This is a genomic window from Klebsiella sp. C239 (assembly GCF_048822715.1).
Taxonomy (GTDB): domain Bacteria; phylum Pseudomonadota; class Gammaproteobacteria; order Enterobacterales; family Enterobacteriaceae; genus Klebsiella; species Klebsiella quasipneumoniae.
On record NZ_JBMEZK010000008.1, the window covers coordinates 165,923 to 192,096 of the forward strand.

The window sequence follows — 26,174 nt, forward strand, 5'->3', positions numbered from 1 at the left end:
CCGCGCTCTTTTTATGAGACCAGGCGTTGCCCGTCGGGCGATGCTCACGTTTGGATAGGTTTATGCATCAACAACTCAAGAAGATGAGCCTGATTGGGCTGATTCTGATGATCTTCACCTCGGTGTTTGGCTTTGCCAACAGCCCGTCGGCGTTTTATCTGATGGGCTACAGCGCTATGCCGTTTTATCTTTTTTCCGCACTCTTTTTCTTCATTCCGTTTGCGCTGATGATGGCGGAGATGGGCTCAGCCTTTCGTCGGGAAGAGGGCGCATTTACTCCTGGATGAACCACAGCGTCGGGCCGCGCTTTGCGTTTATCGGCACCTTTATGTGGTTTGCGTCGTATATCGTCTGGATGGTGAGTACCGCGGCTAAGATCTGGGTGCCGCTATCTACCTTTTTGTTTGGTGCCGACAAAACCCAAAGCTGGGCGCTGGGTAGCCTGACCCCGACGCAGACGGTGGGCATTCTGGCGGCCTGCTGGATGGTCGTCGTGACCTTTATTGCCGTCAAAGGGATCAATAAAATCGCCAGGATCACCGCCGTCGGCGGTATCGCGGTGATGGGGCTTAATCTGGTGCTGCTGCTGGTGAGCGGGGCGATCCTGCTGCTCAACGGCGGCCATTTCGCCCAACCGTTAAACTTCGCCCTTTCGCCTAATCCGGGCTATCAGTCGGGTATGGCCATGCTGTCATTTGTGGTATTTGCCATCTTCGCCTATGGCGGAATTGAGGCAGTCGGCGGCTTAGTGGATAAAACCGATAAACCGGAAAAGAACTTTGCCAAAGGGATTATTATCGCGGCGATCGTAATCTCGGTTGGTTATTCGCTGGCGATTGTGCTTTGGGGCGTGAGCGCCAACTGGCAGCAGGTGCTCGGCGCGCGTTCAACTAACCTCGGCAACATCACCTATGTGCTGATGACCAGCCTCGGGAACACGCTCGGCCAGGCTCTGCACATGACGCCAGAGGCGGCAGCCCTGACCGGGATCTGGTTCGCCCGTATTACCGGGCTGTCGATGTTTCTCGCCTATACCGGCGCGTTTTTCACTCTCAGCTATTCGCCGCTGAAAGCGATTATCCAGGGCACGCCAAAAGCGCTCTGGCCATCGGTGATGACCCGTCTCAACGTTAATGGTATGCCCGCCGCGGCGATGTGGCTGCAGTGTTTGCTGGTCGGGGTGTTTATTATCATGGTGTCGTTCGGTGGGGACAGCGCTTCCGCGTTTTATAACAAGCTGACGCTGATGGCCAATGTCTCCATGACTTTGCCTTACCTGCTCCTGACCATCGCCTTCCCGTTCTTCAAGTCAAAAGCGCATCTCGATCGGCCGTTCGTGATTTTCAAAAACCGCCAGTCGACGCTGCTGGCGACCGGCGTGGTGCTACTGGTGGTGACCTTCGCCAATATCTTCACCATTATTCAGCCGGTCATCGACAGCGGGGACTGGAACAGCACGCTGTGGATGGTCGGTGGGCCGATCTTCTTCTCGCTGCTGGCGTTGGCCATTTACGAAAGCTACCGTCGGCGCCTGGCGTCCGGTGTGCTGGTAATGGAGAGCTAGAAAGCCTGCCCGGCGCCGCCGCCGGGCAGGGTATGGCCTACAGGCTGCCAGCCGTACGTCGGCTGGTTTTCCCGGCCGAGGTCATGGTTTTACTGCTTTGCCTGCCGTCGATACTTTCCAGCCGCATCTGGAACGGAGGGAACGGCATATCAATGCCATGCTCGCGGAAGCCCGCCAGGATCAGCTGATGCATCTCATGGCGTAGCGGCATGCGGTGCCCCATCTCGGCGGCAAAAATACGCAGCTCGAAAATCTGGATCCCCTGCTGCAGGTCGACGAGAAACGCCTCCGGCGCCGGGGTATCGATGACCAGCGAACAGCGATGCGCCGCGGCGATGAGGATCTTGGTCACCTCTTCGGTATCGGCGTCCACCGGAGCCGGCACCGTCAACACCACGCGGGTGACCGAGTCCGACAGCGACCAGTTGATAAACTGTTCGGTGATGAACGCCTTGTTCGGCACGATAATCTCTTTCCGGTCCCAGTCGCTGATGGTGGTGGCGCGGGTATTGATGCGGGTGACGCTGCCCGTCAGGTCGCGGATGGTGACCGTATCGCCGATGCGGATCGGCTTTTCAAACAGGATAATCAGGCCGGAGATAAAGTTAGCGAAGATCTCCTGCAGGCCAAACCCGAGACCCACACCCAGCGCGGCGACCAGCCACTGCAGCTTCGACCACTCAATGCCAATCATCGAGAAGCCCACCAGCCCACCGATCAGCATCAGCAAATACTTGGTGATGGTGGTGATGGCGTAGCCGGTGCCGGGCGTTAAATCGAGGTGCTGGAGGATCGCCAGCTCCAGCAGCGCCGGCAGGTTGCGCACCAGCTGAGTGGTGATGATCAGCACCAGAATGGCAATCAGCACTGCGCCAAGGGTGATGGGCTCGAGGCTTTCCACCCCCTGCACCGTCGAGGTGACGTCCCACAGCGAGATATTCTCGAGGAAGCCAAACGCCGAGTGAATTTCCGACCACAGCACGATGACTGACAGCAGCGCGATCAGCATCAGCAGAGAGCGCACGAGACGCAGCGACTGGGTACTGATGGCATCGAGATCGACCTCGCTGACCTCCGTCTCCACCGATCCTTCCGGGCTGCTGACGTGAACAGGCTCATCTTCGCCGCGGGCGCGCTGGGCGAGAATTTCCGCGCGACGATGGCGGGCCCGGTCGAAGGCCAGTCGGCGCCGCTGGATCAGCATCCAGCGGCGGATAATGTGATAGACCACCAGCAGCAGGAACCAGATGGCGACGGAGGTTTCCAGACGCGCCAGCAGCGCCTGAGCGGTGGCGAGGTAGCCGACGGCGGCCGCCAGCATGGCCACCAGCGGGGCGCCAAGCATCAGGTTCCACAGCAGGCGGTTCACCATGTTGTCGCCATTCCCCTCTTTATCCAGGTAGAGCGGGATGCCGGCATGCTTAAGGCTGAGGGTGACCACCGCCAGCGCGCCGCAGATCAGCAGGAAGCACAGGCGGCCCAGCGAGGCGGAGAACTCGCGGTCGTTAAGATTATCGAACATGATCAGCGCCATTATCAGCGGCACAATCAGTCCGATGCTCATCAGGTAGTAGCGCATCGCTTTCGCCACGCGGTTACGCGGCCAGCCGAAGTGGGCGATAAACAGCCCGTTTGGCCGGGCGAAGGTGGCGCAGATCATCACCACCCACAGCAGAGGCACCGTCGCGGTGACCCCATCGCCAATCGCCACCGCCAGCGGGAAGGGCCAGGCGGACTGCAGACCATAGCCGAGCGTCATCCACAGCACCGGCAACGGCGAAGCCACCAGTATCGACCAGAAGACCGTGCGCAGCGTCAGCCAGAAGTGATCCTGGGTGACTTTCCCCACCCGAGCGCTGGAGCGCTCAAGGAAGCGGGTGAAATGGCGCCGGGAGCTGATGCTGAAGCCAACCAGCAGCAGGGCGGCAAACAGCGGTAGCAGGGTCTCTTTGCTGGTGAGCATCATCGCGCTGGCTTTACCCAGCTCGCTGATGGTATCCAGGGAGATCAGGCGCCGCAGATCCTGGACGATCTCCAGCGGCCAGGAGAAGCCGATGGGGCTGACGTCCGAAGTCCAGAACAGATAGCGGTGGGTGGCTTCGTTGATCTCCTTCAGCGCGTCTTCCAGCTGGCCGTTGGCGACCTTCAGCTTGGTGAGCTCCAGCATCAGGGTATCGCCGCCGCGCAGCAGCGAGTTCAGCAGCTCGTTCTGTGTGCGTAGCTGCGCCTGCAGGATCTTGTTCTGCTCGCTGGTCAGCGGTTCGCCGTCGGCCTGGCGGATCTGCCGCAGCTGCGGCTGCTTACTGAGTAAATCCTCAAAGCGCAGACGCTGCACGCGCAGCTGCGCCATCTCCGTATCCAGCTGCTGCGGGCGAGGGCGCTCCGGCAGCCGCGCCACCTGGGCGCGCAGGGCTTCGCCCAGCAGATTAGAGGAGCCCAGCCACTGCGACTGCTCGCGCAGGGTGTTTAACGCCTGGCGCACCTGCAGCGTTTGATTCGTCGCCTGCCGCTGCTGGGACGCCACCAGATCCATACGCTGCGCCTGCTGGTTCAGCGCCTGGGAGAGTTCGCGGTTGACTTTAAACTGGGCGGTGATGTCCGGCGGCAGGTTTTCACTGTTCTCCGCCAGCAGTTCGGTACTCTCCAGCGCTTTTTCCGCCTCCCGCTGGCGCTGGCTGTTCTGCAGATTACGCAGCGCCTGCAGATAGGCATCCAGCTGCTCGCTCTGCTTTTGCGCCAGTTCAGAACGGGCGCGCGACAGCTCCTGGCGGTTATTGGCGGAAAGCTGGGCGAGGTCGAGCTCATCCACCAGCGCCTTCAGGCGCGCCGATTCCGCCTGCAGGGCAAGATTTTGCGCCTGGGCGAGAGCATTGTTGCCGGTTTGCGTGCCGATGCGGCGCTCAACCTCATTGAGCTGACGCCGGGCGTCGGTTTGCTGCTGCGGCAGCTGGTTCAGGGAGTCGGCGATTTCACGCGCGCGATCCTGCTCCTGCTGCGCCTGACGGCTTGACTCCAGCAGCTGGCTGCTGACCTGGAGGATCTCCTGGTTCAGCGCATCGGCGGTCAGGCCGACTGGCACCTGGCGCGGCTCTTCGCTCAGATTGTTGAGCTGGGCACGCAGGCTTTGAAACAGTTTGGGGAAATTGTCGATAACGTCCTGATACTGACGGGCGCGCTCGAGAGACGATTTTCGCTCCTCAAGCGCGTTCAGGGCGGACTGCAGAACTTCAACGGTTTCAGGCTGGGCGGGCTTTGCCGCCTTCGCCTGTTCCAGTTCCTGGGTTATCTGTTTAGCATCCGGGGCTGTCGCAGCGTACGCCCCGAAACTGAGGCTCAAGGCCAACAGGAAAGTGTATATCAGGCGCACGGCATAACCCTTTTGCTGAAGAATTAACCTTGGTCTTGTTTATCGTCAACCAGCGGGCTGGCGCGATGTTCGGCGCGGATCTCTTCTTCCGGTAACGGCGCCGGTTCAGCGGCGGTGGTTGCTTCCACCGTTGTCGCCAGCGGTTGGCCGATTTTAGTCACGGACAGGCTTTGCAGCGTGTCGACCAGCTTCACCTGGCCCGGGGCAAACAGGTTGATCACGGTGGAGCCCAGTTTGAAGCGGCCCATCTCCTGGCCTTTCAGCAGGGCGACGGAGCCTTCGCTGTCGCCAGCGGGCCAGGTCCAGCGTTTAATAATGCCTTCGCGCGGCGGGGTTACGGTGCCGGACCACACGGTCTCGATGCTGCCGACGATAGTCGCGCCCACCAGAATTTGCGCCATCGGGCCAAACTCAGTATCAAACAGGCAGATGACGCGCTCGTTACGGGCGAACAGGTTCGGCACGTTCTGCGCCGTCAGATGGTTAACGGAGAACAGGTCGCCAGGAACGTAGATCATTTCGCGCAGGATACCGTTGCACGGCATGTGCACGCGGTGATAGTCGCGCGGCGACAGATAGGTGGTGGCGAAGCTGCCGTTACGGAACAGGTTGGCCATCTGGTAGTTGCCGGCCAGTAAGGCTTCCAGGCTGTAGTCGTGGCCCTTGGCCTGCAGAATTTTATCGTTCTCAATGGCACCAAGCTGGCTGATCACGCCGTCGGCCGGCATCACCAGTACGTTAGGATCGGTATTCAGCGGGCGAACGTCGTCGCGCAGCGGGCGCACAAAGAAATCGTTGAAGGTGCGATAGGCCGCGGTATCCGGCTTCTGCGCCTCTTTCATATCGACCTTGTAGTATTTCACGAACAGATCGATGACCAGCTTCGTCAGCCAACCTGCGCGTTTGCTCGCACCCCAGCCTGCGAGGCGGGTGAGCCACAGTTTAGGCAGAATGTATTGCAGTGAAAGTTTAAGATCGTTTAACAAAGTAGCCTCCAGGCCATGATATGTCGTTCCTGACCCCGCCTGCGGGCGGGGACCTGAAAAAAGGGGACGATTCTATACGTAAAACTCGCCAAATGGCATCCGCGTAAGCCGCGTCATCACCGCAGCCCGGCAGCGCCTGACGTGACGCTCAGCTTAATAGTCAGTCATCGGTCGAGGAAAAGTTTTTACGCGTTTTTACCTGTACCTGCGCCATGCTTTCCAGGATGCGGTGGTAGTTCTCGAAACGGCTTTCGGCGATCTTGCCGCTCTCTACCGCTTCGCGAAGCGCACAGCCAGGATCGGTATCGTGTTTACAGTCGCGATATTTGCAACGGCCTAAATAATCATGGAATTCGACAAAGCCGTTGGTGATTTGTTCCGCTTCCAGATGCCACAGGCCGAACTCACGTACCCCCGGTGAATCAATCACATCGCCACCGTGCGGGAAGTGGTAGAGGCGCGCCGCGGTGGTGGTGTGCTGGCCTAAGCCGGAAACGTCCGAGACATCATTGGTGAGGATCTGATCCTCATTCAGCCCCAGCAGGGCGTTCAGCAGGCTTGATTTACCCACCCCGGACTGCCCGGCGAAGATGCTGATGCGGTCGGTCAGGGCCGCTTCCAGCGGCTTGAGGCCGTCCTGAGTACGGCTGGAGACCAGCAGTACGCGGTAACCGATGTTGCGGTAGATGTCCATTTGCTCATTGACGAAGCGCAGGCCATCGTCATCCAGCAGATCGATTTTGTTCAGGACGATTAACGGCTCGATATCCTGCGCCTCGCAGGCCACCAGATAGCGATCGATAATATTCAGCGACAGCTCAGGCAGGATCGCGGAAACCACCACGATCTGGTCGATATTGGCGGCGATAGGCTTCACGCCGTCGTAAAAATCCGGGCGCGTCAGGACGGAGGCGCGATCGTGAACCGCTTCGACGATCCCTTTGACGCTTACGCCGTCGGCGGCGTCTTTACCCGGCCGCCAGACCACGCGGTCGCCGGTGACCAGCGAACGGATCGTCCGGCGGATATTGCAGCGATGCACGCTGCCGTCAGCGGATTCGACGTCGGCATGCATGCCAAAGCGACTGATGACAATGCCTTCCGACGTGTCGCCAAACAGGTTGTCATCGTAGTCGGCCTTCTCCGCAGTGGTTTTCAGACGGCGCTGGTGGTTGGCTTTGACGCGGCGCTGCTGGCCTTTGGAGAGTTTATTTTTACTCAATCGAACTGGCTCCTGGTCGCCCTGATGGGGCAAAACCTCTATGATACACGCTATTTTAGATGAATATAGTCACGCAAGAAGGGTGGAAAATAGCATGAGTGCAAATGAAAACAACCTCATTTGGATCGATCTTGAGATGACAGGGCTGGATCCGGAGCGCGATCGCATTATTGAAATCGCCACCCTGGTGACCGATGCCAACCTGAACATTCTGGCCGAGGGGCCGACCATCGCGGTGCATCAATCGGATGCCCAGCTGGCGCTGATGGACGAGTGGAATGTGCGGACGCATACCGGCAGCGGGCTGATGGATCGCGTGAAGGCCAGCGCCGTCAGCGAGCACGACGCCGAACTGGCGACCATTGAGTTTCTTAAGCAGTGGGTGCCGGCGGGCAAGTCGCCGATCTGCGGCAACAGCATCGGCCAGGATCGTCGCTTCCTGTTTAAGTACATGCCGCAACTGGAAGCCTATTTCCACTATCGCTATCTGGACGTTAGCACGCTGAAAGAGCTGGCGCGTCGCTGGAAGCCGGAAATTCTCGACGGCTTTAAAAAGCAGGGTACCCATCAGGCGATGGACGATATCCGCGAGTCAGTCGCCGAGCTGGCTTACTACCGCGAGCATTTCATTAAGCTGTAAACCGCGACCGGGCCCTGTGCGCGGCCCGGTACACCTTTCTGCGTTATTTAAACCACTTCTGCTGCATCTGCTGGAAGTCAGGCGTCGCCATGACCGCGGTCAGGGCATCGTTGATCGCATTCAGCAGCTCCGGATCGTCTTTGCGCACCGCAATTGCATACTGCTTACCGTAATAAGCCGGGTCGGTGGCACGTTCATCCATGATGGCGTAGTCAGGGTTCTCCTGCTGCCAGGCGTCGAGGGTGGCGAAGTCGCCCATGACGCCGGTTATTTGCCCGGCCTTCAGCGCGGCCAGGGCGCTGGCGACGTCGTCGTAAGGAACAGCCTGTACGGCTTTCTGTTTATCACGCAGATAGTGTTGATGCAGTGTGCCTTTCACCACGCCGACTTTTTTGGCTTTCAGGTCGGCAAAGGTATGGGCGACATCTTTGTTGACGATCACCACCCCGGAGAGCGCCTGGCGATAGGGACGGCTGAAGGCGACCTGCTTCTCACGCATCGGGATCACTTCCATGCCGGCAATCACCGCGTCAAATTTCTTGAAGCGTAAAGCCGGGATCAGCGTATCGAAACGCTGCGCCGTGAACTGGCACTGCGCCTGCATCTGCTGGCACAGGGCCTGGGCAAGATCGATATCGAAGCCGACAGGCTGATTTTTGCCGTTGGCGGTGACAAACGGCGGATTGGCCGTGCTGGTGCCAAAATGGAGCGTCTCGGCTGACGCGGTTCCAATGGCCAGCGTGCTCAGCAGCAGGACGGTGAGGACTTTTCTCATGCTAATTCCCTGTTTGGCGGCGTGGTGGCCTCGTTTTACGTCGCGCCACCGCTGTATGATGCGAGCGATTTTGCGTCATTCAGGCGGGCGGAAAAAGCGATTTTGCCCGAAATGACGCTTATTTATACAATTCAGCGGCGTAGGTGGCGAGAAAATATCCATTTAAACAAAAAACGCAAAAAAGTGATGAACAGGGGGTTGCAGGTGCATCGAATTCTCGTATAATGCGCCTCCCGTAACGACGCAGAAATGCAAATTACGACGCCATCAAAATATGGCAAAAAATGCAGTAACGCGGGAATAGCTCAGTTGGTAGAGCACGACCTTGCCAAGGTCGGGGTCGCGAGTTCGAGTCTCGTTTCCCGCTCCAAAATTTGAAAGCACCATCCTGATCAAAGGATTTCATCTCGCAGATGCGGGGCGAAAGCCAAAGATTAAGCGGGAATAGCTCAGTTGGTAGAGCACGACCTTGCCAAGGTCGGGGTCGCGAGTTCGAGTCTCGTTTCCCGCTCCAAAATTTGAATGTCACACCACACCAGTCGCAGTTTTCAGGTTGCTACACAGTAGCTTGAATGACGATGATTAAGCGGGAATAGCTCAGTTGGTAGAGCACGACCTTGCCAAGGTCGGGGTCGCGAGTTCGAGTCTCGTTTCCCGCTCCAAATTTTCTTCCATCTCTTATTTATCCACAGTGCAATCCAGCGCCGGGGATGATTTTCGTTTGGTCTGCAGAAATACTGTGAACAGAGTTATCCACAGGTTGTCGTTTCGTCTCTGACGGCGTAAATGCTTCGCTTTGTAAATAATATCTTTATATCTAATTGAAATTTAACAATTAAATTTCATTTCGAAATGTTAATCCGATCACTTGACCTCGGTCTGCGCCTTGAAACGCAATGTGTTTTAGATTTTATTCACAGCCTGTGAATGAATCAGGCGTCGCGCGGCAGCCCTTTCTCTACCACCCTGACCAGACGTAATTTTTTCGGCAGCTGTACTTCAACGGCGTCGGCGCTCCGCTTTTTCAGCTGCTGGGCCATCGCCCACTCAATGTGTTCGTCGAGAAGCGGGTGCTCGCCCAGGCGACTCTCCAGCGCGCGAAGATGGGCTTCATCCCAGGGCGCATTACCCAGCGCGACGGCGATATTACGCAGCCAGCGCAGGTGACCAATGCGACGAATCGCCGACCCTTCGGTCACCTTCAGAAACCACGCTTCGCTCCAGGCGAACAGCTCCACCAGCGGCGGGGCATGCAGCGCCTGGCGCGGACTGAAATCCTCTTCATCGGTGAGCTGTGAGAAACGGTTCCACGGACAGATGAGCTGGCAGTCGTCACAGCCATAGATCCGGTTGCCGATGAGCGGACGGAATTCCTCCGGGATCGCGCCTTCCAGTTCGATGGTGAGATAGGAGATGCAGCGGCGGGCGTCGACGGTATAGGGCTCGACGATGGCCCCGGTGGGGCAGATGGTCATGCAGGCGACGCAGCGTCCACACTCCTCCGCGACCGGGCTGTCGACCGGCAGGGGCAGGTCAATCAGCAGTTCGCCGAGGAAAAAGAAGGATCCGGCGTCGCGGCTTAAGATAAGTGAGTGCTTACCTGTCCATCCAAGGCCCGCTTTTTCTGCGATGGGCCGCTCCAGGATAGGCGCGGAATCGACAAAAGGTCTAAAATTGAGCGAAGCACACTGTTCCTGAATCTTCTCACCCAGTTTTTTCAGGCGATTACGTAGCAGCTTATGATAATCACGCCCAAGGGCATAACGGCTGACGTAACCCAGCGCGGGATCTTTCAGGGTGCGGGCAAAGGCGGCGTTGGCGGGCAGATAGTTCATCCGCACGCTGATGACGCGTAACGTACCGGGCAGCAGTTCGTGGGGGCGGGCGCGCATCATACCGTGACGGGCCATCCACTCCATTTCGCCGTGGTATTGTTTATCCAGCCATGCCTGCAGTTTGGGTTCACTGGCGCTAAGGTCGGTATCGGCGATACCGACCTGCTGGAACCCGAGCTCTGTGCCCCATTGTTTGATTTGTTGCGCTAACTGAACGAGATCGAGGGGCTGTGACATGATGGACCATACAATGACGAAAAACCCTGACAGTATACCATACAACATTTGGCCTGCGGAGGCGCTGCGCCTGGCCGAACGAGAGGCGGCGGACAGCCTGGGACTGACGCTGTTTGAACTGATGCAGCGCGCGGGCGAGGCGGCGTTCCAGCTGGCCAGCCGCGCTTTTCCTGACAGCGCGCACTGGCTGATCCTCTGCGGGCATGGCAACAACGGCGGCGACGGATATGTCGTCGCGCGTCTGGCCCAGGCCGCCGGGCGGCGGGTGACGCTGCTGGCGGTGGAGAGTGACAACCCGCTGCCGGAAGAGGCGCAGGCGGCGCGGGAGGCATGGCTTAACGCCGGCGGCGTGATCCATGCGGACACTGTCCCCTGGCCAGACGATATCTCACTGATTATTGACGGCCTGCTTGGCACCGGGTTGCGCAGTGCGCCGCGCGAATCCATCGCGGCGCTCATCCACCAGGCGAACCACCATCCTGCGCCGGTGGTGGCTCTGGATATCCCTTCCGGTCTGAATGCGCAGACCGGCGCGACGCCGGGGGCGGTCATTCAGGCCGACCATTCGCTGACGTTTATTGCGCTCAAGCCGGGGCTGCTGACCGGCAAGGCGCGGGATGTCGTCGGGCAGCTCCACCATCATGCGCTGGGGCTTGAGCGCTGGCTCGCCGGACAAAGTACTCCCCTGACGCGATTTTGCGCCGCCCACCTTGCCGACTGGCTGCCGCCGCGCCGGGCTACCTCCCATAAGGGCGATCACGGCAAGCTGGCGATCGTCGGCGGCGATCGCGGCACGGCAGGCGCGATTCGCATGTGCGGTGAAGCGGCTTTACGCGCCGGCGCAGGGCTGGTGCGAGTACTCACTCACTCTGAGAACGTGGCGCCCATTGTCACTGCCCGGCCGGAATTAATGGTGGATGAACTGACGCCGCAGACCCTGAAAGCCGCGCTGGAATGGGCGGATGTGGTGGCGATTGGCCCGGGACTGGGGCAGAACGAGTGGGGACGCAGCGCCCTGCGCATGGTGGAAAGTGTTAACAAACCGATGGTCTGGGACGCAGACGCGCTGAACCTGCTGGCATTCAATCCCGATAAACGTCACAATCGCGTGCTGACGCCGCACCCCGGCGAAGCGGCCCGTCTGCTGAACGTCAGCGTGGCAGAAATTGAAAGCGATCGCTTACTTTCTGCGCAGCGTCTGGTAAAACGGTATGGCGGCGTGGTCGTGCTGAAAGGCGCGGGCACGGTGGTGGCCAGTGAAAGCGGGGCGATGGGCATTATCGACGCCGGCAATGCCGGGATGGCCAGCGGCGGAATGGGCGATGTGCTCACTGGCATTATCGCCGCATTGTTAGGACAGCACCTGACGCCGTATGATGCTGCCTGTGCCGGGTGCGTCGCGCATGGCGATGCCGCCGACCGACTGGCCGCCCGCGAGGGCACCCGTGGCATGCTGGCGACCGATCTCTTTTCCACGCTCAGGCGTGTTGTTAACCCGGATGTGATTGACGTAGACCATGATTAACCGAGTGATTCCTTTACCCGATGAGCAGGCCACGCTGGCCCTGGGCGACCGTATTGCGCAGGCCTGTACCGGCGCCACCGTGATTTACCTGTATGGTGACTTAGGCGCGGGGAAAACCACCTTTAGCCGCGGCTTTTTACAGGCGCTCGGTCACCGCGGCAATGTCAAAAGCCCAACCTATACCCTGGTGGAGCCGTACACCCTCGACAAACTGATGGTGTATCACTTCGATCTCTACCGCCTGGCGGATCCTGAGGAGCTGGAATTTATGGGGATCCGCGATTATTTTGCCGACGATGCCATCTGCCTGGTGGAATGGCCGCAGCAAGGCGCAGGTGTCCTGCCTGACCCGGACGTTGAAATTCACCTTGATTACCAGGCACAAGGGCGTGAGGCGCGCATGACCGCGATCTCCTCACGGGGTGAATCTTTACTGGCGCGTTTAGCCATTTAGCCTGAAGGATGACGGGATGAAGTATCGCATAACCACCTGGCTTGCCGCTGCGCTGATGCTGTCGAGTCTTCACGCCACTGCGGCGAGTTTATCCGATATCCAGGTCTCCAATGGAGACCAGCAGGCCCGTATTACTCTTAGCTTTGTCGGTGAACCGGAGTATTCCTTTACCACGCAGGGCAAACGACTGGTGGCGCTGGATATCAAGCAGACCGGCGTATTGCAGGGACTGCCGCTGAAATTTAGCGGCAGCAACCTGGTGAAGAGTATTCGCGCCGGTACGCCGCAGGATACGCAGACGCTGCGTCTGCTGGTGGATCTGACGGAAGATGGCAAAACCCGGGCGGTGAAGCAGCAGAACGGGGCGAATTACACGGTGGTCTTTACCATCAATGCCGACGCGCCGCCACCGCCACCGCCGCCGCCTCCTGTGGTGGTGAAACGGGCCGATCCGCCGCCGGTAATGCCTTCCCGGACGGCGACGGCGGGACGCAATCCGTTTAGCTCGTCGGGCCACGATCGGCAGACGGTGATGACCCCCTCTCAGCCGGCGATGACCAACAATCAGACCGTGACCCGTCCGGCGGCCCGCACGGTGTCGGCGCAGGATAAGGTGATTATCGCCATCGACGCCGGGCACGGCGGTCAGGATCCTGGCGCGATTGGTCCGAATGGCACCAAAGAGAAGAACGTGACTATCGCTATCGCGCGCAAGCTGCGGGCGCTGCTGAACGCCGATCCGCAGTTTAAACCGGTGCTGACCCGTGACGGGGATTACTTTATTTCGGTAATGGGGCGCTCGGATGTGGCGCGTAAGCAAAACGCCAACTTCCTCGTCTCAATCCATGCCGACGCCGCGCCAAACCGCGATGCCACCGGCGCCTCGGTATGGGTGCTCTCGAACCGTCGCGCCAACAGTGAAATGGCCGGCTGGCTGGAGCAGCATGAGAAGCAGTCTGAACTGCTCGGCGGCGCGGGCGATGTGCTGGCGAACAGCCAGGCCGATCCCTACCTGAGCCAGGCGGTGCTGGATCTGCAGTTCGGTCACTCCCAGCGCGTCGGCTACGATGTGGCGACCAACGTGCTCAGCCAGCTGCAGCGGATTGGCAATCTGCATAAGCGCCGTCCTGAGCATGCCAGCCTCGGCGTACTGCGCTCGCCGGACATTCCGTCGATCCTCGTGGAAACAGGCTTTATCAGTAACAACGGGGAAGAACGGCTGCTGGGGAGCGATGATTACCAGGAGCAGATTGCGGAGGCGATTTACAACGGTCTGCGCAACTACTTTATGCAGCATCCGCTGCAGTCTGCGCCTCGCGGCGAGGCGGCGCAGACCGCCAGCGCCGCAGCGCCAGGCGGGATGTTGATTAACTAAGGAGCAGGGGATGCCGATTCAGGTTCTGCCGCCGCAGCTCGCAAACCAGATTGCCGCCGGCGAAGTGGTGGAACGGCCCGCGTCGGTGGTGAAAGAGCTGGTTGAAAACAGCCTTGATGCGGGCGCCACGCGAATTGATATTGATATCGAACGCGGCGGCGCGAAGCTCATTCGCATTCGCGATAACGGCTGCGGCATCAAAAAAGACGAGCTGGCGCTGGCCCTGGCTCGCCACGCGACCAGCAAAATCGCCTCGCTCGACGATCTCGAAGCCATTATCAGCCTCGGTTTTCGCGGCGAAGCGCTGGCCAGTATCAGCTCGGTGGCGCGTCTGACGCTCACCTCGCGCACGGCGGAACAGCAGGAAGCCTGGCAGGCGTATGCCGAAGGCCGCGATCAGGCGGTGACGGTGAAGCCGGCGGCGCATCCGGTCGGCACCACCCTGGAAGTCCTCGATCTGTTCTACAACACCCCGGCGCGGCGCAAATTTATGCGCACCGAAAAGACCGAGTTCGGCCACATTGACGAGGTGGTCCGCCGCATTGCGCTGGCGCGCTTCGACGTCACCATCAACCTCAGCCATAACGGCAAGGTGATGCGCCAGTACCGGGCAGTCGCTCAGGATGGCCAGCGGGAGCGGCGGCTGGGAACCATCTGTGGCGCCGCCTTTCTTGAACATGCCCTGGCGATTGAGTGGCAGCATGGCGATCTGACCCTGCGCGGCTGGGTCGCCGATCCGCTGCATACCACCCCTGCGCTGGCGGAAATTCAGTATTGCTATGTTAACGGGCGGATGATGCGCGACCGGCTGATCAACCACGCTATCCGCCAGGCCTGTGAAGACAAGCTGGGGGCCGATCAGCAGCCGGCGTTTGTGCTGTATCTGGAGATCGATCCCCATCAGGTGGATGTGAACGTCCACCCGGCCAAGCATGAGGTGCGTTTCCATCAGTCGCGCCTGGTGCATGACTTTATCTACCAGGGCGTACTGAGCGTGCTGCAGCAGCAACTTGACGCGCCGCTGGCGGAAAAAGACGACCCGCCGGCGCCCCGTGCGATGCCGGAGAACCGGATCGCGGCGGGCGGCAACCAGTTTGCGCGGCCGTCGGAAGCGCGTGAACCGGCAACCCGTTTCAGCATCACGCCATCGCGTGAGTCTGCGGCCTCCAGCGGCAGGCCGGGCGGCGCGAGCTGGCCGCACGCGCAGCCGGGTTACCAGAAGCAGCAAGGGGCGCTTTATCGTCAGTTGCTCGACACGCCGACGGCGCCAAAGCCCGCGTTACAGACTCCGGGCACGGCGGAACTGGCCGGTCACAGCCAGAGCTTTGGCAGAGTGCTGACGATTGTGAGCCGTGACTGCGCGCTACTGGAGCGCGAGGGCGGCCTGGCGCTGCTGTCGTTGACCGTTGCCGAGCGCTGGCTGCGCCAGGCGCAGTTAACCCCGGGAGCAGAGGCCGTCTGTGCCCAGCCGCTGCTGATCCCCCTGCGGTTAAAAGTGACGGAAGGGGAAAAACAGGCGCTGGCCGCCGCGCAGTCGGCGCTGACGCAGCTGGGTATCGATATGCATACCGATGCCCTGCACGTGACGGTGCGCGCGGTCCCTTTACCCTTAAGACAACAAAATTTACAAATCTTGATTCCTGAACTGATAGGCTACCTGGCGCAGCAAAACGCATTCGACGTCGGCAATATCGCCCAATGGATGGCGCGTAATCTGACGAGCGAACAGACGTCATGGAATATGGCGCAGGCGATTGCGCTGCTGGCGGACGTTGAGCGTCTTTGCCCGCAGCTGGTGAGAACGCCGCCGGGTGGCCTGTTACAACCTGTAGATCTCCATTCGGCGATGAATGCCCTGAAAGATGAATGATGTAACCGAGGCGAGCCTGCCCAAGGCAATTTTTTTAATGGGCCCGACGGCCTCCGGCAAAACCGCGCTGGCGATAGCCTTACGTAAAGTTTTGCCAGTAGAGTTGATTAGTGTTGATTCCGCCCTCATTTATCGGGGAATGGATATTGGCACCGCCAAACCGGATGCCGCAGAGCTGAGCGCCGCGCCGCACCGGCTGCTGGATATTTTGGATCCTGCAGAGGCCTATTCCGCGGCGGATTTTCGCCGCGATGCGCTGGCGGCGATGGCGGAAATTGTCGCCGCCGGGCGAATTCCGCTGTTAGTCGGCGGGACGATGTTGTATTTCAAAGCGTTGCTGGAAGGATTGTCGCCCTTACCGTCCGCTGACCCAGAGGTCAGAGCGCGGATTGAGCAACAGGCCGCAGAGCAGGGGTGGAACGCGTTACATCAGCAGTTACAGGAGATCGATCCCGTGGCGGCTGCGCGTATTCATCCAAATGATCCGCAAAGGCTTTCCCGGGCACTGGAAGTTTTTTTCATTTCGGGTAAAACTTTAACGGAACTGACGCAAACGTCAGGAGACGCTCTGCCATATCAGGTGCATCAGTTCGCCATCGCCCCGGCGAGCCGTGAACTGCTCCATCAACGCATAGAACAGCGTTTTCATCAGATGTTAGCTTCAGGTTTTGAAGCAGAAGTACGGGCGCTTTTTGCCCGCGGAGATTTGCATACGGATATGCCTTCCATCCGTTGTGTCGGATACCGCCAGATGTGGTCATATCTCAATGGCGAGATCCCATATGATGAGATGGTTTATCGAGGTGTTTGCGCCACGAGACAGTTAGCCAAACGTCAGGTCACCTGGCTGCGCGGTTGGGAAGGTGTGCACTGGTTAGACAGTGAACAACCTGAACAAGCGCTCAACAAAGTATTACAGGTTGTTGGTGCGAGCCAGAACTGAACGTGTACAATTAAACGGTATCGTGCGTAATTTTTTTTGAGAATCGTAAGGTTCTGAGTACAAAACAAGCATACATATAAGGAAAAGAGAGAATGGCTAAGGGGCAATCTTTACAAGATCCGTTCCTGAACGCTTTGCGTCGGGAACGCGTTCCGGTTTCTATTTATTTGGTGAATGGTATCAAGCTGCAAGGGCAAATTGAGTCTTTCGATCAGTTCGTGATCCTGTTGAAGAACACGGTCAGCCAGATGGTCTATAAGCACGCAATTTCTACTGTTGTCCCGTCTCGCCCGGTGTCTCACCACAGCAACAATGCTGGCGGCGGTTCCAGTAACTATCACCACGGTGGTAGCGCGCAGGGCTCTTCTGCGCCACAACAAGACAGCGACGACGCCGAATAAGGCTAGTGCTGTTTTTCCACGCCGGGGAGCCAGGTTTTCTGCGTTCCCCGCTGGTATTTTATAAGGGGTTTACGCTTGTTTGACCGTTATGACGCCGGTGAGCAGGCGGTACTGGTACACATCTATTTTTCGCAAGACAAAGATATGGAAGACCTCCAGGAGTTTGAAACTCTGGCCTCTTCCGCCGGTGTCGAAGCAATGCAGGTGATTACCGGTAGCCGTAAAGCACCGCACCCGAAGTATTTTGTTGGTGAAGGTAAGGCAGTCGAAATTGCGGAAGCCGTTAAAGCGACCGGCGCTTCGGTCGTGCTCTTCGATCATGCCCTGAGTCCGGCGCAAGAACGCAACCTGGAACGCCTGTGCGAATGCCGGGTTATCGATCGTACCGGTCTTATTTTAGATATTTTCGCTCAGCGCGCGCGCACCCATGAAGGGAAACTGCAGGTCGAGCTGGCGCAGCTGCGCCATATGGCGACCCGCCTTGTCCGCGGCTGGACCCACCTTGAAAGACAAAAGGGCGGGATCGGTTTGCGTGGCCCGGGTGAAACCCAGCTCGAAACTGACCGTCGTTTATTGCGTAACCGCATCATGCAGATCCTGTCGCGGCTGGAAAAAGTCGAAAAACAGCGTGAGCAGGGGCGGCGGTCGCGCGCGAAAGCCGATATTCCAACCGTGTCGCTGGTGGGCTACACCAACGCCGGAAAATCAACGCTCTTTAACCAGATCACCGCCGCCGAGGTCTATGCCGCGAACCAGCTGTTCGCGACCCTGGACCCGACGCTGCGCCGCATTGACGTCCCTGACGTCGGCGAAACGGTGCTGGCCGATACCGTCGGCTTTATTCGCCACCTGCCGCACGATCTGGTGGCCGCGTTTAAAGCGACGTTGCAGGAGACGCGTCAGGCGACGCTGCTGCTGCATGTGATTGACGCGGCGGATGTCCGCGTGCAGGAAAACATTGATGCGGTAAATACGGTTCTCGCTGAAATTGAGGCCGATGAGATCCCGGCGCTGCTGGTGATGAACAAAATCGACATGCTGGACGATTTTGAACCGCGCATCGATCGCGACGATGAAAATAAACCGATTCGGGTCTGGCTTTCCGCTCAGACCGGGGTTGGCGTACCACTGCTTTTTCAGGCGTTAACGGAGCGCCTTTCCGGTGAAGTGGCCCAGCATACGCTGCGCTTACCGCCGAAAGAAGGGCGACTGAGAAGCCGTTTCTATCAGCTTCAGGCGATAGAAAAAGAGTGGATGGAGGATGACGGCAGCGTGAGTCTGCAGGTGCGCATGCCGATCGTTGACTGGCGGCGCCTCTGTAAGCAAGAGCCAACGCTTGTTGACTATGTGGTTTGACCTTGCAGCTTGCCTGAAGATATTGACCCCTGTGGGGATATCAAAAACAAATATGGAGCATATACATGGCGTGGAATCAGCCCGGTAATAACGGACAGGACCGCGACCCGTGGGGGAGCAGCAAACCTGGCGGCAACTCTGAGGGAAATGGCAACAAAGGCGGTCGCGAGCAGGGGCCGCCGGATCTGGATGATATCTTCCGCAAGTTAAGTAAAAAACTTGGCGGGCTCGGCGGCGGCAAGGGCGGACTGGGCGGCGGCAATAGCGCGCAGGGACCTCGCGGACCGATGGGCGGGCGTATTGTCGGCATCGTTGCCGCGGCGGCAGTGATTATCTGGGCGGCCAGCGGTTTCTATACTATTAAAGAAGCCGAACGCGGCGTGGTCACCCGTTTTGGTAAGTTCAGCCATCTGGTTGAGCCGGGCCTGAACTGGAAGCCGACCTTTATCGATAACGTGCAGGCAGTAAACGTGGAGTCGGTACGTGAACTGGCGGCGTCCGGCGTCATGTTGACCTCTGACGAAAACGTGGTGCGCGTTGAGATGAACGTGCAGTACCGCGTCACCGATCCGGAGCGCTATCTGTTTAGCGTCACCAGCGCGGACGACAGCCTGCGTCAGGCCACCGACAGCGCGCTGCGCGGGGTGATCGGTAAATACACCATGGATCGCATTCTGACCGAAGGTCGTACCGTGATCCGTAGCGATACTCAGCGTGAGCTGGAAGAGACGATTCGCCCGTACAACATGGGCATCACTCTGCTGGACGTCAACTTCCAGACGGCACGTCCGCCGGAAGAGGTGAAAGCCGCGTTTGACGATGCCATTGCCGCGCGTGAGAACGAACAGCAGTACATTCGTGAAGCGGAGGCTTACACCAACGAAGTCCAGCCGCGCGCGAATGGTCAGGCGCAGCGTATCCTCGAAGAGGCACGCGCCTATAAGACCCAGACCGTCCTGGAAGCCCAGGGTGAAGTGGCTCGCTTTGCTAAGATCCTGCCGGAATACAAAGCCGCGCCGGAGATTACCCGCGAGCGTCTGTACATCGAAACGATGGAAAAAGTGCTGAGCCACACCCGTAAAGTGCTGGTTAATGACAGCAAAAACGGCAATCTCATGGTTCTGCCGCTGGACCAGATGCTGAAAGGCGCCGCTGCGCCGGCAGCAAAGAGCGATAGCAGTGACGCCAGCGATCTGCTGCGTCTGCCGCCTGCATCCAGCACTGGCAGCGCCAGCACCTCATCAACCTCGAGCTCAACCGGGGGTAGCATTATGGACCAACGCCGCGCTAACGCGCAGCGTAACGACTACCAGCGTCAGGGGGAATAACGATGCGTAAATCTGTTATCGCGATCATTGTCATCGTGCTGGTAGTGCTCTACATGTCAGTCTTTGTCGTGAAGGAGGGCGAGCGCGGTATCACGCTGCGTTTCGGTAAAGTTCTGCGCGACGACGAAAACAAGCCGCTGGTATACGCGCCAGGCCTGCACTTCAAGATCCCGTTTATCGAATCGGTGAAAATGCTGGATGCGCGTATTCAGACCATGGATAACCAGGCTGACCGTTTTGTCACCAAAGAGAAGAAAGACCTGATCGTCGACTCCTATATTAAATGGCGCATCAGCGACTTCAGCCGTTACTACCTGGCCACCGGCGGCGGCGACGTCTCCCAGGCAGAGGTGCTGCTGAAGCGTAAATTCTCGGACCGTCTGCGTTCTGAAATCGGCCGTCTGGATGTGAAAGACATCGTCACCGACTCCCGTGGCCGTCTGACGCTGGAAGTGCGTGATGCGCTGAACTCAGGGTCGGCCGGTACGGAAGACGAGGTTAGCACGCCGGCAGCTGACGACGCGATTGCCAAAGCGGCAGAGCGCGTGGAAGCTGAAACCAACGGCAAAGTGCAGGTGATCAACCCGAACAGTATGGCGGCGCTGGGTATTGAAGTCGTCGACGTGCGTATCAAGCAGATCAACCTGCCGGCGGAAGTGTCGGAAGCGATCTACAACCGTATGCGCGCGGAGCGTGAAGCGGTTGCTCGTCGCCACCGTTCACAGGGTCAGGAAGAGGCGGAAAAACTGCGCGCGACCGCGGACTATGAAGTCACCAAGACGCTGGCGGAAGCCGAGCGCCAGGGCCGTATCCTGCGTGGTGAAGGCGATGCGGAATCGGCAAAACTGTTTGCCGACGCGTTCAGCCAGGATCCGGGCTTCTATTCCTTTATTCGTAGCCTGCGCGCCTATGAGAAGAGCTTCCAGAGCAATCAGGATGTCATGGTCCTGAGCCCGGATAGCGATTTCTTCCGCTATATGCGTTCACCGGATTCGGTGCGTAAATAAGTCGAAGATGACAGTAACCTACAGTGGTTAATGCAAAAAGGCGCCTGAGACAGGCGCCTTTTTTTATGCTACGACGGCGTGAATTAGTTGCCGAGCAGCTTGTTCAGCAGGCCACCGATCACCGGCAGGCTCGCCAGCGTACTCTCGATGGTGCCGCCGATAGATGAGCCAACGCTTTCGCCCAGGGTTTTGCCCAGGTCCGGCGCCAGATCGGCCAGATTAATGGTGCCAAGCAGCGGCAGGTTGATGCTCAGGGCATCGGTGCCCATCGTCCATACGGCGGCGCCGACCTTACTACCTAAGGAGGTCAGGCCATCCTGTAACCAACCTGCGCCGCTCACATTTTCGATTTCAAATGCGGTTAATTCTCTCATGATAATCTTCCTGATTATGTAGACGTACCGGGTTGTAGTACGCGACGGCATAGTTACAGTTTAAAAAATATCCATCAATACAATTAGTTGTGAATTATGTTTCACTTTGCTGGTTCATAATGAAGCTGAAATACGGGACAATGTGAAATGAGTGAATGAATTCACTGTGCTGGCCGATGACGCCTGCGAAGGCGGCGATGATACTTTTCAATTAGGGTTGACGATGAACTCCACCATTTGGCTGGCGCTGGCGCTGGTTTTAGTACTCGAAGGGCTTGGCCCGCTACTTTATCCGCGCGCCTGGCGCAAGATGGTCGCCAGCCTGAGCCAGCTCCCGGATAATTTATTGCGGCGCTTTGGCGGCGGACTTGTGGTTGCCGGGATTGTGATCTACTACATGTTGAGGAAATCGATTGGCTGATCAAAAAGTGGTCGGATTTGCCTTATTTTGGATGCAAAAAGTGCTGTAACTCTGAAAAAGCGATGGTAGAATCCATTTTTAAGCAAACGGTGATTTTGAAAAATGGGTAACAACGTCGTCGTACTGGGCACCCAATGGGGTGACGAAGGTAAAGGGAAGATCGTCGATCTCCTGACAGAACGGGCTAAATATGTTGTGCGCTACCAGGGTGGTCACAACGCCGGCCATACTCTCGTAATCAACGGTGAAAAAACCGTTCTCCATCTTATTCCATCAGGCATTCTGCGTGAAAACGTCACCAGCATCATCGGTAACGGCGTCGTGCTGTCTCCGGCTGCGCTGATGAAAGAGATGAAGGGCCTGGAAGACCGTGGTATCCCGGTTCGCGAGCGTCTGCTGCTCTCTGAAGCCTGCCCGCTTATCCTTGACTATCACGTGGCGCTGGACGTGGCGCGTGAAAAAGCGCGCGGCGCGAAGGCGATCGGCACCACCGGTCGCGGCATCGGCCCGGCTTACGAAGATAAAGTCGCTCGTCGCGGTCTGCGTGTTGGCGATCTGTTCGATAAAGCAACCTTCGCCGATAAACTGAAAGAAGTGATGGAATATCACAACTTCCAGCTGGTGAACTTCTACAAAGCAGAAGCCGTTGACTACCAGAAAGTGCTGGACGATGTGATGGCGATTGCCGACATCCTGACCGGCATGGTGGTGGACGTTTCCGACCTGCTGGATCAGGCGCGTAAACGCGGCGACTTCGTGATGTTCGAAGGCGCGCAGGGCACGCTGCTGGATATCGACCATGGTACTTATCCGTACGTAACCTCTTCCAACACCACCGCCGGTGGCGTGGCGACCGGCTCCGGCCTGGGCCCGCGTTATGTGGATTACGTTCTGGGTATCATCAAAGCTTACTCGACTCGCGTAGGCGCGGGTCCGTTCCCGACCGAGCTGTTTGATGAAACCGGCGAGTTCCTCTGCAAGCAGGGTAACGAATTCGGCGCCACCACCGGTCGTCGTCGTCGTACCGGCTGGCTGGACGCCGTCGCGGTTCGTCGCGCGGTGCAGATTAACTCCCTGTCCGGCTTCTGCCTGACTAAACTGGACGTCCTCGACGGCCTGAAAGAAGTGAAAATCTGCGTTGGCTACCGTATGCCGGATGGCCGCGAAGTGACCACCACTCCGCTGGCAGCCGACAACTGGGAAGGTATCGAGCCTATCTACGAAACCATGCCGGGCTGGTCTGAAACCACCTTCGGCGTGAAAGAGCGCAGCGGCCTGCCGCAGGCAGCGCTGAACTACATCCAGCGTATTGAAGAGCTGACCGGCGTTCCGGTTGATATCATCTCTACCGGTCCAGACCGTACCGAGACCATGATTCTGCGCGACCCGTTCGACGCATAATCACTCGCAAGGGGCGCCGTTCGGGCGCCCTTGTTTTTGCTGTTCGCCCGCCCCATTTTAAATAAATTAGCGGCCTGAGCGCTGGCTGGTTTATCATCAATAATAATGATGTCGCTCGACATACCCTGTTTTCTTTTCCCTGAGGTTTATGTGCAGTTAACGAGTTTCACCGATTACGGACTACGGGCGCTGATTTATATGGCGTCGCTGCCGGAAGGACGGATGACCAGTATCTCGGAAGTGACCGAGGTCTATGGCGTCTCCCGTAATCATATGGTTAAAATAATCAATCAGTTAAGTCGCATGGGCTACGTAACTGCCGTGCGGGGGAAGAACGGGGGCATTCGCCTCGGCAAACCAGCAGGACAGATCCGCGTCGGTGACGTGGTGCGCGACCTTGAACCCTTATCGCTGGTCAACTGCAGCAGCGAGTTTTGCCACATTACACCAGCCTGTCGTTTGAAACAGGCGCTAGCTGAAGCCGCGCAGAGTTTTCTCAAGGAACTGGATAACTATACGCTGGCTGATTTGGTTGAGAAGAATCAACCGCTTTATAAATTATTGCTGGTGGAGTGACGCCACTCTGCCGGAGATGACAACGGAGGAACCGATATGTCACAAGATCCATTCCAGGAACGCGAAGCTGAGAAGTACGCGAACCCAATCCCGAGCCGGGAATTTATCCTCGAACATTTAACCAAACGGGAAAAGCCTGCCAGCCGCGATGAGCTGGCCATCGAGTTAAATATCGAGGGCGAAGAGCAAACCGAAGCGCTGCGCCGCCGCCTGCGCGCGATGGAGCGCGACGGTCAGCTGGTCTTCACCCGCCGTCAGTGCTATGCGCTGCCGGAGCGCCTTGATCTCCTCAAAGGAACCGTTATCGGCCACCGTGATGGCTATGGTTTCCTGCGTGTTGAAGGGCGCAAAGACGATCTCTACCTGTCGTCAGAGCAGATGAAAACCTGTATTCATGGCGACCAGGTGCTGGCCCAACCGCTGGGCGCGGACCGCAAGGGCCGCCGCGAAGCGCGCATTGTCCGCGTCCTGGTGCCGAAAACCAGCCAGATTGTTGGCCGCTACTTTACCGACGCTGGCGTCGGTTTCGTCGTCCCGGACGACAGTCGCCTGAGCTTCGATATCCTGATCCCGCCGGAAGAGATTATGGGCGCGCGGATGGGCTACGTGGTGGTGGTCGAGCTGACCCAGCGCCCGACCCGCCGCACCAAAGCCGTGGGGAAAATCGTCGAAGTGCTGGGCGACAACATGGGTACCGGCATGGCCGTCGATATGGCGCTGCGCACCCATGAAATTCCATACGTCTGGCCGCCGGCGGTAGAAAACCAGGTTTCCGGCCTGAAAGAGCAGGTGCCGGAAGAGGCGAAAGCCGGGCGCGTCGATCTGCGCTCCCTGCCGCTGGTCACCATTGACGGCGAAGATGCCCGCGACTTCGATGACGCGGTGTACTGCGAGAAGAAACGCGGCGGCGGCTGGCGCCTGTGGGTAGCCATTGCCGACGTCAGCTACTACGTGCGTCCAGGGACGCCGCTGGACGCTGAAGCGCGCAGCCGCGGAACCTCGGTCTACTTCCCGTCGCAGGTGGTGCCGATGCTGCCGGAAGTGCTGTCTAACGGTCTGTGCTCGCTGAACCCGCAGGTCGATCGCCTGTGCATGGTGTGCGAGATGACGATTTCGTCAAAAGGCCGTCTGACCGGTTATAAATTCTATGAAGCGGTGATGAGTTCACATGCTCGCCTGACCTATACCAAGGTGTGGCATATGCTGCAGGGCGACCAGGAGCTGCGTGAGCACTACGCGCCGCTGGTGAAGCATATTGAAGAACTGCATAACCTCTACAAGGTGCTGGATGGCGCCCGCGAAGAGCGCGGCGGTATCTCATTTGAAAGTGAAGAAGCTAAATTCATCTTCAACGCCGAGCGCCGTATCGAGCGTATCGAACAGACCCAGCGTAACGATGCGCACAAGCTGATTGAAGAGTGCATGATCCTGGCGAACATCTCCGCTGCGCGCTTCGTTGAGAAGGCGCAGGAGCCGGCGCTGTTCCGTATTCACGATAAGCCGAGCACCGAGGCGATTACCGCGTTCCGCAGCGTGCTGGCGGAGCTGGGTCTGGAACTGCCGGGCGGCAACAAGCCGGAGCCGCGCGATTACGCCGAACTGCTGACCTCCATCGCCGATCGCCCGGATGCGGAAATGCTGCAGACGATGCTCCTGCGGTCGATGAAGCAGGCGGTCTACGATCCGGAAAACCGCGGCCACTTTGGCCTCGCGCTGCAGTCCTATGCCCACTTCACCTCGCCGATCCGTCGTTACCCGGATCTGTCGCTGCACCGCGCCATCAAATATCTGCTGGCCAAAGAGCAGGGGCATAAAGGCAATAGCACGGAGACCGGCGGCTGGCACTACAGCATGGAAGAGATGCTGCAGCTGGGCGAGCACTGCTCGATGACCGAACGTCGCGCCGATGAAGCGACGCGCGAAGTCTCCGACTGGCTGAAGTGTGACTTCATGCAGGATCAGGTAGGCAATATCTTCTCCGGGGTTATCGCCAGCGTAACCGGCTTTGGCTTCTTCGTTCGTCTCAACGATCTGTTTATCGACGGCCTGGTGCATGTTTCCTCCCTCGATAACGACTACTATCGTTTCGACCAGGTGGGGCAGCGTCTGATCGGCGAGTCCGGCGGGCAGACCTATCGCCTGGGCGACCGCGTGGAAGTCCGTGTGGAAGCGGTCAACATGGACGAGCGTAAAATCGACTTTACCCTGATCTCCAGCGAGCGCGCGCCGCGTAATGTCGGCAAAACCGCCCGTGAGAAAGCGAAAAAGAGCACCTCCGGCAAACCGGGCGGCCGTCGTCGTCAGGTTGGTAAGCAGGTGAACTTCGAGCCGGACAGCGCGTTCCGCAAAGAAAAAGACCAGGCGAAAGCGAAGCCGAAAGGCGAGAAGAAAGCGAAAAAACCGTCGGCGAAAACGCAGAAAATCGCCGCCGCGACCAAAGCCAAGCGCGCGGCAAAGAAGAAGAGCGCCGAGTGATTGACCACCCTTCACTCTGAAGTCTGCTGACGCAGAACGGGG

At 58.5% G+C, this 26,174-nt stretch carries 20 protein-coding genes, 3 tRNA genes and 1 pseudogene; 18 read left to right on the forward strand and 6 right to left on the reverse strand.

The window, feature by feature from the left end; genetic code table 11:
- Nucleotides 1–62 precede the first annotated feature (62 nt).
- Nucleotides 63–1,564: pseudogene (yjeM, locus tag ACOI6Z_RS20575) on the forward strand (glutamate/gamma-aminobutyrate family transporter YjeM).
- 37 nt (nucleotides 1,565–1,601) lie between these two features.
- Here the strand turns inward: yjeM and mscM are convergent.
- The 3 genes from mscM to rsgA form a co-directional block, all read right to left on the reverse strand.
- A complete protein-coding gene (mscM, locus tag ACOI6Z_RS20580) occupies nucleotides 1,602–4,931 on the reverse strand; it encodes a miniconductance mechanosensitive channel MscM (protein WP_017900929.1) in 3,330 nt (1,109 codons plus the stop codon).
- 23 nt (nucleotides 4,932–4,954) lie between these two features.
- The gene (gene asd / locus ACOI6Z_RS20585; protein ID WP_117129306.1) at nucleotides 4,955–5,917 is read right to left on the reverse strand and encodes an archaetidylserine decarboxylase; all 963 of its coding nucleotides are present in this window, start codon (nucleotides 5,915–5,917) and stop codon (nucleotides 4,955–4,957) included.
- A 160-nt stretch (nucleotides 5,918–6,077) separates the two neighbouring features.
- Nucleotides 6,078–7,139, reverse strand: coding sequence for a small ribosomal subunit biogenesis GTPase RsgA (rsgA, locus tag ACOI6Z_RS20590; RefSeq protein ID WP_023291707.1), 1,062 nt, complete (start codon nucleotides 7,137–7,139; stop codon nucleotides 6,078–6,080).
- Nucleotides 7,140–7,233: 94 nt separating this feature from the next.
- Between rsgA and orn the strand changes: the two genes are divergently transcribed.
- Nucleotides 7,234–7,779, forward strand: a complete 546-nt coding sequence (orn, locus tag ACOI6Z_RS20595; protein WP_420687510.1) for an oligoribonuclease — start codon at nucleotides 7,234–7,236, stop codon at nucleotides 7,777–7,779.
- Between the two features lie 43 nt (nucleotides 7,780–7,822).
- Here the strand turns inward: orn and ACOI6Z_RS20600 are convergent, their stop codons facing one another.
- Nucleotides 7,823–8,554 carry a transporter substrate-binding domain-containing protein gene (locus ACOI6Z_RS20600; RefSeq protein ID WP_004206436.1) on the reverse strand — a complete coding sequence of 244 codons (732 nt, stop codon included), beginning with the start codon at nucleotides 8,552–8,554 and terminating at the stop codon, nucleotides 7,823–7,825.
- Between the two features lie 294 nt (nucleotides 8,555–8,848).
- Here ACOI6Z_RS20600 and ACOI6Z_RS20605 point away from each other — a divergent pair.
- From ACOI6Z_RS20605 to ACOI6Z_RS20615, 3 genes are all read left to right on the forward strand, one after another.
- Nucleotides 8,849–8,924, forward strand: a tRNA-Gly gene (locus tag ACOI6Z_RS20605).
- A gap of 68 nt (nucleotides 8,925–8,992) precedes the next feature.
- A tRNA-Gly gene (locus tag ACOI6Z_RS20610) sits at nucleotides 8,993–9,068 on the forward strand.
- Between the two features lie 72 nt (nucleotides 9,069–9,140).
- Nucleotides 9,141–9,216: transfer RNA gene (locus ACOI6Z_RS20615), tRNA-Gly, on the forward strand.
- A gap of 270 nt (nucleotides 9,217–9,486) precedes the next feature.
- Here ACOI6Z_RS20615 and queG read toward each other — a convergent pair.
- Nucleotides 9,487–10,626 carry a tRNA epoxyqueuosine(34) reductase QueG gene (gene queG, locus ACOI6Z_RS20620; protein WP_032454627.1) on the reverse strand — a complete coding sequence of 380 codons (1,140 nt, stop codon included), beginning with the start codon at nucleotides 10,624–10,626 and terminating at the stop codon, nucleotides 9,487–9,489.
- A 13-nt stretch (nucleotides 10,627–10,639) separates the two neighbouring features.
- Between queG and nnr the strand changes: the two genes are divergently transcribed.
- The 9 genes from nnr (at nucleotide 10,640) to hflC (ending at nucleotide 20,885) form a co-directional block, all read left to right on the forward strand.
- Nucleotides 10,640–12,151, forward strand: a complete 1,512-nt coding sequence (gene nnr, locus ACOI6Z_RS20625) for a bifunctional ADP-dependent NAD(P)H-hydrate dehydratase/NAD(P)H-hydrate epimerase (RefSeq protein ID WP_181939588.1) — start codon at nucleotides 10,640–10,642, stop codon at nucleotides 12,149–12,151.
- The gene (gene tsaE, locus ACOI6Z_RS20630; protein WP_032454629.1) at nucleotides 12,144–12,605 is read left to right on the forward strand and encodes a tRNA (adenosine(37)-N6)-threonylcarbamoyltransferase complex ATPase subunit type 1 TsaE; all 462 of its coding nucleotides are present in this window, start codon (nucleotides 12,144–12,146) and stop codon (nucleotides 12,603–12,605) included. The genes nnr and tsaE overlap by 8 nt, the downstream gene beginning before the upstream one ends.
- A gap of 16 nt (nucleotides 12,606–12,621) precedes the next feature.
- On the forward strand, nucleotides 12,622–13,980 hold the full coding sequence (gene amiB / locus ACOI6Z_RS20635) for an N-acetylmuramoyl-L-alanine amidase AmiB (protein ID WP_117129307.1): 1,359 nt from the start codon (nucleotides 12,622–12,624) through the stop codon (nucleotides 13,978–13,980).
- Between the two features lie 10 nt (nucleotides 13,981–13,990).
- Nucleotides 13,991–15,850, forward strand: coding sequence for a DNA mismatch repair endonuclease MutL (gene mutL / locus ACOI6Z_RS20640; protein ID WP_064155439.1), 1,860 nt, complete (start codon nucleotides 13,991–13,993; stop codon nucleotides 15,848–15,850).
- Complete coding sequence (gene miaA, locus ACOI6Z_RS20645; RefSeq protein WP_004206442.1) at nucleotides 15,843–16,793, forward strand: tRNA (adenosine(37)-N6)-dimethylallyltransferase MiaA; 951 nt, start codon at nucleotides 15,843–15,845, stop codon at nucleotides 16,791–16,793. Before mutL ends, miaA begins: the two co-directional genes overlap by 8 nt.
- Nucleotides 16,794–16,885: 92 nt before the next feature.
- Nucleotides 16,886–17,194, forward strand: a complete 309-nt coding sequence (gene hfq, locus ACOI6Z_RS20650) for an RNA chaperone Hfq (protein ID WP_002885659.1) — start codon at nucleotides 16,886–16,888, stop codon at nucleotides 17,192–17,194.
- Between the two features lie 75 nt (nucleotides 17,195–17,269).
- Nucleotides 17,270–18,550 carry a ribosome rescue GTPase HflX gene (gene hflX, locus ACOI6Z_RS20655; protein ID WP_004146725.1) on the forward strand — a complete coding sequence of 427 codons (1,281 nt, stop codon included), beginning with the start codon at nucleotides 17,270–17,272 and terminating at the stop codon, nucleotides 18,548–18,550.
- A 65-nt stretch (nucleotides 18,551–18,615) separates the two neighbouring features.
- Nucleotides 18,616–19,878, forward strand: coding sequence for an FtsH protease activity modulator HflK (gene hflK / locus ACOI6Z_RS20660; RefSeq protein WP_004206443.1), 1,263 nt, complete (start codon nucleotides 18,616–18,618; stop codon nucleotides 19,876–19,878).
- A 2-nt stretch (nucleotides 19,879–19,880) separates the two neighbouring features.
- On the forward strand, nucleotides 19,881–20,885 hold the full coding sequence (gene hflC, locus ACOI6Z_RS20665) for a protease modulator HflC (RefSeq protein WP_004192484.1): 1,005 nt from the start codon (nucleotides 19,881–19,883) through the stop codon (nucleotides 20,883–20,885).
- An 83-nt stretch (nucleotides 20,886–20,968) separates the two neighbouring features.
- Here the strand turns inward: hflC and ACOI6Z_RS20670 are convergent, their stop codons facing one another.
- Nucleotides 20,969–21,259, reverse strand: coding sequence for a hypothetical protein (locus ACOI6Z_RS20670; protein WP_117129308.1), 291 nt, complete (start codon nucleotides 21,257–21,259; stop codon nucleotides 20,969–20,971).
- A gap of 223 nt (nucleotides 21,260–21,482) precedes the next feature.
- Between ACOI6Z_RS20670 and ACOI6Z_RS20675 the strand changes: the two genes are divergently transcribed.
- The 4 genes from ACOI6Z_RS20675 to rnr all read left to right on the forward strand — a co-directional run bounded on the left by ACOI6Z_RS20675 (nucleotide 21,483) and on the right by rnr (nucleotide 26,132).
- A complete protein-coding gene (locus ACOI6Z_RS20675) occupies nucleotides 21,483–21,680 on the forward strand; it encodes a DUF2065 domain-containing protein (RefSeq protein WP_002885664.1) in 198 nt (65 codons plus the stop codon).
- Between the two features lie 102 nt (nucleotides 21,681–21,782).
- On the forward strand, nucleotides 21,783–23,081 hold the full coding sequence (locus ACOI6Z_RS20680; RefSeq protein ID WP_012543110.1) for an adenylosuccinate synthase: 1,299 nt from the start codon (nucleotides 21,783–21,785) through the stop codon (nucleotides 23,079–23,081).
- A 150-nt stretch (nucleotides 23,082–23,231) separates the two neighbouring features.
- Nucleotides 23,232–23,657 (forward strand): nitric oxide-sensing transcriptional repressor NsrR, encoded by a 426-nt coding sequence (gene nsrR, locus ACOI6Z_RS20685; protein ID WP_002885667.1) that lies wholly within the window; start codon nucleotides 23,232–23,234, stop codon nucleotides 23,655–23,657.
- A gap of 36 nt (nucleotides 23,658–23,693) precedes the next feature.
- Nucleotides 23,694–26,132: a ribonuclease R gene (gene rnr, locus ACOI6Z_RS20690; protein ID WP_023291716.1), complete on the forward strand. Its 2,439-nt coding sequence runs from the start codon at nucleotides 23,694–23,696 to the stop codon at nucleotides 26,130–26,132.
- The last annotated feature ends 42 nt before the right edge of the window (nucleotides 26,133–26,174 follow it).